We start from the raw sequence: 7,986 nt of genomic DNA on the forward strand, positions 1-7,986 counted from the left end.
CGGTTCACATCCGCTGGCCAAGAAGATCGGCGCCTGGCCCGCCGTCTTCACCGTGGCGGGCGCCGTCGCCGCGACCTCATGGGCGGTCACGTCCTGGGCCACCACGCGGCGCGGCGGGGAGTGACGGAGGTCCGGGTACGGGGCCGGGCCCTGGACCCGTACCCGGACCCGTACCCGGTGCTTGACCCCGTACCCGGCCCCGGCCCCGGCCCCGGCAGAAGAGTTTTTCGTACGCGTTGAACACCCCGGGTCCGGGCCGCGTACTTAACGGCAACTCCCCCATGGTGGCTGGGCGCGTGAACGGACGACATGGTCCGGATCACGCGCCCAGCACTTTTTCATGAGGACCATGAGGACCATGAGGACGACCATGAGGACCGTGAGGACTTTTTCCTGAGTCCGGGTTCCTCACGCGCCCAGCACATGCGACACCGTATAGATCAGCAGCCCCGCCAGCGCGCCGACCACCGTGCCGTTGATCCGGATGAACTGCAGGTCACGGCCAATGTGCGCCTCGATCTTCTTGGAGGTGTCGGCGGCGTCCCAGCTCCGTACCGTGTCCGAGATCAGGGACGTGATCTCGCCGCGGTACGTGGAGACGACATATCCCGCCGCGTCCTCGATCCAGCCGTCCACCTTCCCCTGGAGCCGGCCGTCCGTCGCCAGCCGCGCGCCCAGGGAGAGCAGCGAGGCACGCGCGCGCAGACGCAGTTCGCTCCGGTCGTCCTCCGCCGCGGACATGATCATCGCGCGTACGGAGGCCCAGGCGGAGGCGATGATGTCCTGCACCTCGGGGCGGGCCAGCAGATCCGACTTCAGCCGCTCGACCCTGGCCCGGGTCTCCGTGTCCGACTGGAGGTCCACGGCGAAGTCCCGCAGGAAGCGGTCGATGGCGCCGCGCGCCGGATGGTCGGGCATGTCACGCATCTCCGTGACGAAGCGCAGCAGCTCCTTGTAGACACGGTCACCGACCTTGCGGTCGACAAATCGGGGCGTCCAGCCCGGCGCGCCGCCCTGGACCGCGTCCATCACCGAGTCCGCGTGCTCCACCAGCCAGTCGTGCGCGCGGACGCAGATCAGATCGACGGCGCGGTGGTGCGAACCGTCGGTGACGATTCTCGCCAGAGTCTTGCCGAGGCCCGGCGCCACCTCGGCCGCGTCCGCGCGGCGGGTGATCGCCTCGCCGACGATCGCCTGTACGTCGGAGTCCCGCAGGACTCTCAGCGCACCGCGCAGCGCCGTGGACAGCTCGGCGGTGACACGGTCGGCATGGGCCGGTTCAGCAAGCCATGTACCGACCCGGCCGCCGATGGCGAGGGCGCGCAGCCGAGTCCGTACCACCTCGGCCGAGAGGAAGTTCTCTCCCACGAACGAGCCCAGTGAGGTCCCGAGCTGGTCCTTCTTGTTCGGAATGATCGCGGTGTGCGGGATGGGCACGCCGAGCGGATGCTTGAACAGCGCCGTCACCGCGAACCAGTCGGCCAGCGCGCCCACCATGCCCGCCTCCGCCGCGGCGGCGACATAGCCGGTCCAGCCGCCCGCGCCGGCGTTCTTCGCCCAGGTGGCGAGGACATAGATCACGGCGACCAGCAGCAGCAGACCGGTGGCGGTGGTCTTCATACGGCGGACGCCGCGGCGCTTCTCCTCGTCGGCGGCCGTGTACGAGAAGGAGCCGAGGGTGGCGCTCAGAGTGGAGCGCCTGCCGGGGCCGCCAGGTGCGGTGGGCGTACGGGGATCGTCGGACGCACCGGTTACGGCGGCAGGCCCACCGGAGGCAGCGGACGCGGCCGAGCCGCCGGGCAGCGCGGGCGGTCCCGAAGATCCCGCGCCATCAGCCCCGGCGCTGCCGTCAGCGCCGGCACCGCCGTCGTCGGCTTCCGCCGCCTTCTCCGGATCCGTACGTTCCATTCCGCTCCATCCGTCCGCGTACGCGTCGTGCCCGCGAGCCCGCCCTGACACATTGTCCCTGTCTGAGGTACTCCCGAGGCGCGCGTCGAGTTCCCGTGCGATATCGGATATGTCTCTGCGCCGAGGTACGCCGACGTATCAGCCGCTCGGCTCACGGCTCTGCTCAGGGCGCGAATGAGGGCACTGATGAGGGCGCTGCCTGGGGCGGTGGCACTGCGGTGCGAGCGGTCTCGCCCGCTTCCGAGGCGGACGGCGGACGGCTGACGGCGGACGGCACGTACCGCGCGTACCGGCGTCAGTCCAGTTGCTTGCGGTCCTTCTTCTCCAGCCTCTGCCGCTTCCGCTCCTCCTTGAGCCGGCGCTTCTCCGACTCCCTGATCTTGCGCTCCACCCCGACGCCGCCCATCAGCGCGAACCCGGTGATGATCACCCGCGGCGATCCCGGACTGACCTCGGCATCGCCCACCTCGCCGAAGCCGCCCATGAAGCCGAAGCCCCTGACCTCGACATCCATGTCCGGCGGCACGGTGACATGGACACCGCCCATGACCGTGAAGCAGCGGATCACCACATCGCGGTCCTCGAACCGCGCCTCGCGCAGATCGATCTCGCCGCCCGCCTGAAGGACAACCGCCGTGAACTTCCGGCCCACCGTCCAGGTGCCCTTACGCCCGAAGCCGCCCCAGAACGCGAAGGCGCCCTTGGACGTGGCCCGCTCCTTGCCGATCCGGTCCGACCAGGTGCTCACGCCGCCGCCCGACGAGGGCGCGAGCGCCACATCCGTCGCCGTACCGGGCGCGGGCAGATCCCGTACCAGTGGCACCAACTCGCCATGCGTACGCGCCTTGTACGTCGCGTCCAGGCGCTCGTCAAACTCCTCCATGTCGAGCCGACCCTCGGCCACGGCCTCGCGCAGCCGCTCCGCGACCTGCTCCCGCTCGGCGTCCGACGCACGCGTATCGGGATCGGGACCGGGACTGGAGCTCGGACTGGGACCGGGACCGGGACCTGGATCAGGCCGTTCACTCGTCATGGAAGCAGAGTAGTCACCACCAGGGCCCGCGTCACACGGCTGATCGATCGACGTACATCTTGGCGATCACCGCCTCGATGTCCGGCTCCCGCACCGACAGATCGACCAGCGGATACTCCGCCGCGACCCGGGCGACCAGCGGCGCCGCCGACTCCGTCGCGGGAAAAGCGAGCCACTGCCGCGGTCCCTCCACCCTGACCGTCCGCGCACCGGGCAGTCCGATCGGCGGAAGCTCACGCTCCAGATCGACGACGAGCGTCCGCTCGCTCTCCCCGACCTCGTGCAGCCCGGCCAGCGCGCCGTCGTACAGCAGCCGGCCGTGGTCGATGACCATCACCCGCTTGCAGAGCTGTTCGATATCGGTCAGATCGTGGGTGGTCAGCAGGACGGTCGTGCCGCGTTCCGCGTTCAGGTCCCGCAGAAACTCCCTGACCTTGGCCTTGGAGACCACATCGAGCCCGATGGTCGGCTCGTCCAGATACAGCACCTCGGGATCGTGCAGCAGCGCCGCCGCGATATCGCCGCGCATCCGCTGGCCGAGCGAGAGCTGCCGTACGGGTACGTCCAACAGCTCGGCCAGATCGAGGAGTTCGACGCACCGCTCCAGATTCACCCGGAACCGCGCGTCGGGAACGCGGTACATCCGGTGCATCAGCCGGTACGAGTCGATCAGCGGCAGATCCCACCAGAGCGTGGTGCGCTGCCCGAAGACCACACCGATACGCTGCGCCAGCCGCGTACGCTCCCGGGACGGATCGATGCCCGCGACCCGCAGGCGTCCGCCGCTCGGCGTCAGAATGCCGGTGAGCATCTTGATGGTGGTCGACTTGCCCGCGCCGTTGGGGCCGATGTAGCCGACCATCTCGCCGCGCGGCACCCGGAAACTGATGCCGTCGACGGCCCGTACCTGATGCTTCTCACGGCGCAGCAGGCCCGCTCTGCGCCGTACGTCGAAGACCTTCTCGATGCCGTCAAGCTCGATGAAGCCGGCGTCACCACCCGTGTCACCACCCGTGTCACGACGTGCGTGACCGCCACCTGCGTCGCCATCCGCACTCACACTCATCAACGCTCCCTGATCCGGCCTGCCTGCTCAAAAGGACGGCCCTTGGCTCCCGTGGTCCCTAGCTCCCCGTACTCCTGTACGTACGCAGCCCCGCCCGCCACGCCAGTCCCGCCAGCGCACAGCTCACCCCGGCCACCACCGGCGGCAGGAACGCGACGGCGTCCGGCAGCCCCAACGGGTCCTCGCGGCCCAGGACATACAGCGCCGGCAACCAGTTGACAAAGGCCAGCGGCACCACGAACGTCACCCCGCGCACCAGGTCCTTCGCGAAGACCGTCGGCGGGTACTGCAACAGCGTCGTCCCGCCGTACGTGAACGAGTTCTGCACCTCCGCCGCGTCCTGCGCCCAGAACTGGAACGCCGCGCCCGCCACGAACACCGCCGAGAAGATGGCCGCGCCGCTCACCACCATCATCGGCAGCATCAGCACCCGTACCGGCGTCCAGTCGATGTCCAGCGCCACCAGGGCGTAGACCAGCACCAGCAGCCCTTGCGTGACCCTGCCGAGCCGGCGCAGCGCGAACCGGTCCGCCGCCACCTGGGCCAGTACGGGTACGGGCCGCAGCAGCAGCGTGTCGAGCGTGCCGTCCCGCACCCGCCGGCCCAGCCGGTCCATCGAGCCGAGCAGCAGATCCGCGAGGCCGAACGCGGTCGCGGACGTCCCGTACAGAAACGCGACCTCCGGCAGCGAGTAACCGCCCAGGGCGTCCACATGGGTGAACATCAGCAGGATCGCGACAAAGTCGAAGGCGGTCGCCGCGAAGTTCCCGAACGCCGTCATCGCGAAGGACGCGCGGTACGCCATCGTGGAGCGCATCCACATCGCGACGATCAGGCCGTACGCCCGGAGCCCGTCCTGTACGGCGGCCCGTCGCGAGAGCCGCGGAATCCACCGTTCCGCAGACGTCTCCGGGGGCACCACCGGGGATACCTCCGGAGCTGCCTCCACAGACGGGGATGCCTGCACAGACGGGGATACCTGCACAGACGCCTCAACAGACGCCTCCGAAGACGACACCCCGGCCGCCGCTTCCTCAGCCACCCTGGACCACCACCCTCCGTGTCGCGACGGTCTGGAGCAGCCGTCCCACCGCCAGCAGCGCCAGCGCCCAGCCCGCCTGGAACGCGTACGCTCCGGCGAGATCCCATCCGGTGCGCGTACCGAGGAAGACATCCGCCGGGACCTGGAGCAGCGAGGACCAGGGCAGCGCCCGCGCCACCTCGCCCAGCAGACCGGGGAAGAGATTGAGCGGCAGCAGCAGCCCGGAGAAGAACATCCCGGCCAGCATCGCCATCTGGGCCACCCCCGCGCCGTCCATCAGCCAGAACGCCGAGAGCGCGACGAGAAAGCGGATCGCGAAGCTGACCACCACACCGAGCAGCACGGCGAAGAGGAACGCCAGCCAGGTCAGCGGATCGGTGGGGAGCGCCAGTTCGAAGGCGAACGCGCCGAGCACCATCGGTACGATCCCGCGCCCCAGCAGATGGAACGCGGCACGGCCCAGATCCCCGGCCATCCACCACAGCTGGAGATCGGCGGGCCGGTAGAGATCGACGGCGATATCACCCGTACGGATACGCTCGACCAACTCGTCCTCGAAACCACCGCCCATCATGGCGCAGGTCATCAGCAGCGCCTGGCCGAGCCACACATACGTGACGGCCTGGGAGAGGTCGTAACCGCCGAGCCGCGGACGCTCGTCCCAGAGAGCCGTATAGGTGTACGCCACGATGAACCCGAAGACCGTATTGGTGAACACTCCCGCCAAGGTCGCCACACGGTATGTGGCATAGCGCCGGAACCCACCCGCGGCCACCACGACATACAGCCGCACCACACCCCAGCTCCCTCGCATCATCCGTGTCATCCGCGCTATCGGTCCGCCGGTCGCCACCACGCGAAAGGCCCCACCCGGCACCCGGCACCCGGCACCCGGCACCAAAGCGCACGACCCTAGCCCACCGGGATCAGCCGCCGCGACCGGTTATCGGACCGCCGCGACCCATCGGCCGGGACGGCGACGCTCATCCGTTCCGGCCGGCGGCGGATCCCTTCCGGCCGACGGCGCTCATCCGTTCTGGCCCTGTTTCAGGGGGCTTCCTGGGGCCGCACCGCGTTTCTCGGGGCCGCACCGCGAATCGCCTGATACGACACCGTTATGCCGGAGAGGGCGAATCCCCCGGCCGCGGCCGAGGAGTCTCCACACTTATGAGCGACGTGTCAGACGTGTCACAGCACGTGTCACAGCAGCAGGGCTGGGCCCCACGGGACCCCTCGGCCCCCGCCCCCGAGATCCCCCGCTTCCCACCGGCCGGAAAGAGCCGGCCGCGGAAGCGTCCACGCCGTCCCCGTACCCCTCCCCGTCCCCGTACCGGTCTGCGCCGGCTCGTCCCCACCAGGCGGGCGCTGCTCGGCACACTCCTGTTCGGGACGCTCCTCCTAGGAGGCGGCCTGATCGCCGGCTACCACCTCGTCGGCATCCCGGCCGCCAACACCGCGGCCACACTCCAGTCCAATCTGTATCTCTACGCGGACGGCACCCAGCTCGCCCGCGACGGCGAGATCAACCGCGAGAACATCCGGCTCGCCCAGGTGCCCAGGGCCGTCCAGCGCGCCGTACTCGCCGCCGAGGACCGCGGCTTCTACAGCGAACCCGCCGTCAATCCCGCGGGCATGGTCCGCGCCATCTGGAACACCGTCACCGGCAAGGGCACCCAGGGCGGCTCCACCATCACCCAGCAGTACGTCAAGAACTACTACCTCGGCCAGGAACAGACCGTCGTACGCAAGGGCAAGGAGCTCTTCATCGCGATCAAGCTCAACCGCGAGGAGAGCAAGAAGAACATCCTCCAGGGCTATCTCAACACCAGCTACTTCGGCCGCAACGCCTACGGCATCCAGGCCGCCGCCCAGGCCTACTACGGCAAGGACATCGAGGACATCAACCTCGCCGAGGGCGCCTATCTGGCCTCGCTGCTCAACGCGCCCAGCGACTTCGACGTCGTCGTCCACCCGGAGAACCGGCCCGCCGCGGAGGCCCGCTGGAACTATGTCCTCGACGGCATGGTCAAGGAGCACTGGCTCAAACCGGCCGTCCGCGCCACGCTGGCCTTCCCCGTACCCGGCGAGATCAGACACTCCAGCACCGGGCTCTCCGGACAGCGCGGCTATGTCGTCCAGGCCGTCGAGGAGTATCTCGTCAGCAACAAGATCATCGACGAGCGCACCCTGGCCGCCGGCGGCCATCGCATCACCACCACGCTGGAGCGGGAGAAGCAGGACGCCTTCGGCGAGGCCGTGGACGACATCGTCCTCAGCCGTCTCGACACCGGCCGCGCGGCCGACCGCAATGTCCGGATCGGAGGCGCCTCCGTCGATCCCACGACCGGCAAGGTCGTCGCCATGTACGGCGGGATCGACTACACCAAGCAGTACGTCAACAACGCGACCCGCCGCGACTACCAGGTCGGCTCCACCTTCAAACCGTTCGTCCTCGCCGCCGCCGTCGAGAACAACTCCCGGACGCGGTACGGCGAGCCCATTACGCCCAACACCGTCTACGACGGCAACAACGAGCGCATGGTCGAAGGCGTGGACGGGCCCACCGGCTACGCGCCGGCGAACGAGGACGACATCAACTACGGTCCGCTCTCCCTCCGCGAGGCCACCGACAAGTCCGTCAACGCCGTCTACGCGCAGCTCGCCCAGGACATCGGCCCGGCCACCGTCAGAAACACCGCCATCGCGCTCGGCCTGCCCAGCAACACACCCGATCTGACGGCCTCACCGTCCATCGCGCTCGGCCCGGCCAGCGCCAGCGTGCTCGACATGGCGAAGGCGTACGCGACGCTCGCCAACCACGGCAGACACGGCACCTACACCCTGGTCCAGAAGGTCAGCAGAAACGGTACGAAGGTCGAACTGCCCCACCGGGAACCGCGGCAGGTCATCAGCCGCGAGGCCGCCGACACCACCACC

The 7,986-nt window shown here is 69.2% G+C and carries 6 protein-coding genes; 1 reads left to right on the plus strand and 5 read right to left on the minus strand.

Going from position 1 to position 7,986, the window contains the following annotated elements; genetic code table 11:
* Positions 1-408 precede the first annotated feature (408 nt).
* The 5 genes from GA0115259_RS22485 to GA0115259_RS22505 form a co-directional block, all read right to left on the minus strand.
* On the minus strand, positions 409-1,908 hold the full coding sequence (locus GA0115259_RS22485) for a DUF445 domain-containing protein (RefSeq protein ID WP_093600161.1): 1,500 nt from the start codon (positions 1,906-1,908) through the stop codon (positions 409-411).
* Between the two features lie 295 nt (positions 1,909-2,203).
* Complete coding sequence (locus GA0115259_RS22490) at positions 2,204-2,941, minus strand: DUF1707 SHOCT-like domain-containing protein (RefSeq protein ID WP_093600164.1); 738 nt, start codon at positions 2,939-2,941, stop codon at positions 2,204-2,206.
* 31 nt (positions 2,942-2,972) lie between these two features.
* Positions 2,973-4,007, minus strand: a complete 1,035-nt coding sequence (locus GA0115259_RS22495; RefSeq protein ID WP_202450243.1) for an ABC transporter ATP-binding protein — start codon at positions 4,005-4,007, stop codon at positions 2,973-2,975.
* A 58-nt stretch (positions 4,008-4,065) separates the two neighbouring features.
* Positions 4,066-4,896, minus strand: coding sequence for an ABC transporter permease (locus GA0115259_RS22500; RefSeq protein ID WP_256098085.1), 831 nt, complete (start codon positions 4,894-4,896; stop codon positions 4,066-4,068).
* Positions 4,897-5,041: 145 nt separating this feature from the next.
* Positions 5,042-5,842, minus strand: a complete 801-nt coding sequence (locus GA0115259_RS22505; RefSeq protein WP_093600173.1) for an ABC transporter permease — start codon at positions 5,840-5,842, stop codon at positions 5,042-5,044.
* 374 nt (positions 5,843-6,216) lie between these two features.
* Between GA0115259_RS22505 and GA0115259_RS22510 the strand changes: the two genes are divergently transcribed.
* Positions 6,217-7,986: transglycosylase domain-containing protein (locus GA0115259_RS22510; RefSeq protein WP_237540340.1), on the plus strand; the 1,770-nt coding region annotated here is incomplete at its 3' end.

Origin of the sequence: Streptomyces sp. MnatMP-M17 (assembly GCF_900091995.1) — a bacterium.
Classification (GTDB): domain Bacteria; phylum Actinomycetota; class Actinomycetes; order Streptomycetales; family Streptomycetaceae; genus Streptomyces.

What these genes read in the sequence shown, in the direction of transcription:
- GA0115259_RS22495 (WP_202450243.1), bottom strand. Translation starts at nt 4,007, where the DNA reads ATGAGTGTGAGTGCGGATGGCGACGCAGGTGGCGGTCACGCACGTCGT.
- GA0115259_RS22485 (WP_093600161.1), bottom strand. Translation starts at nt 1,908, where the DNA reads ATGGAACGTACGGATCCGGAGAAGGCGGCGGAAGCCGACGACGGCGGT.
- GA0115259_RS22490 (WP_093600164.1), bottom strand. Translation starts at nt 2,941, where the DNA reads ATGACGAGTGAACGGCCTGATCCAGGTCCCGGTCCCGGTCCCAGTCCG.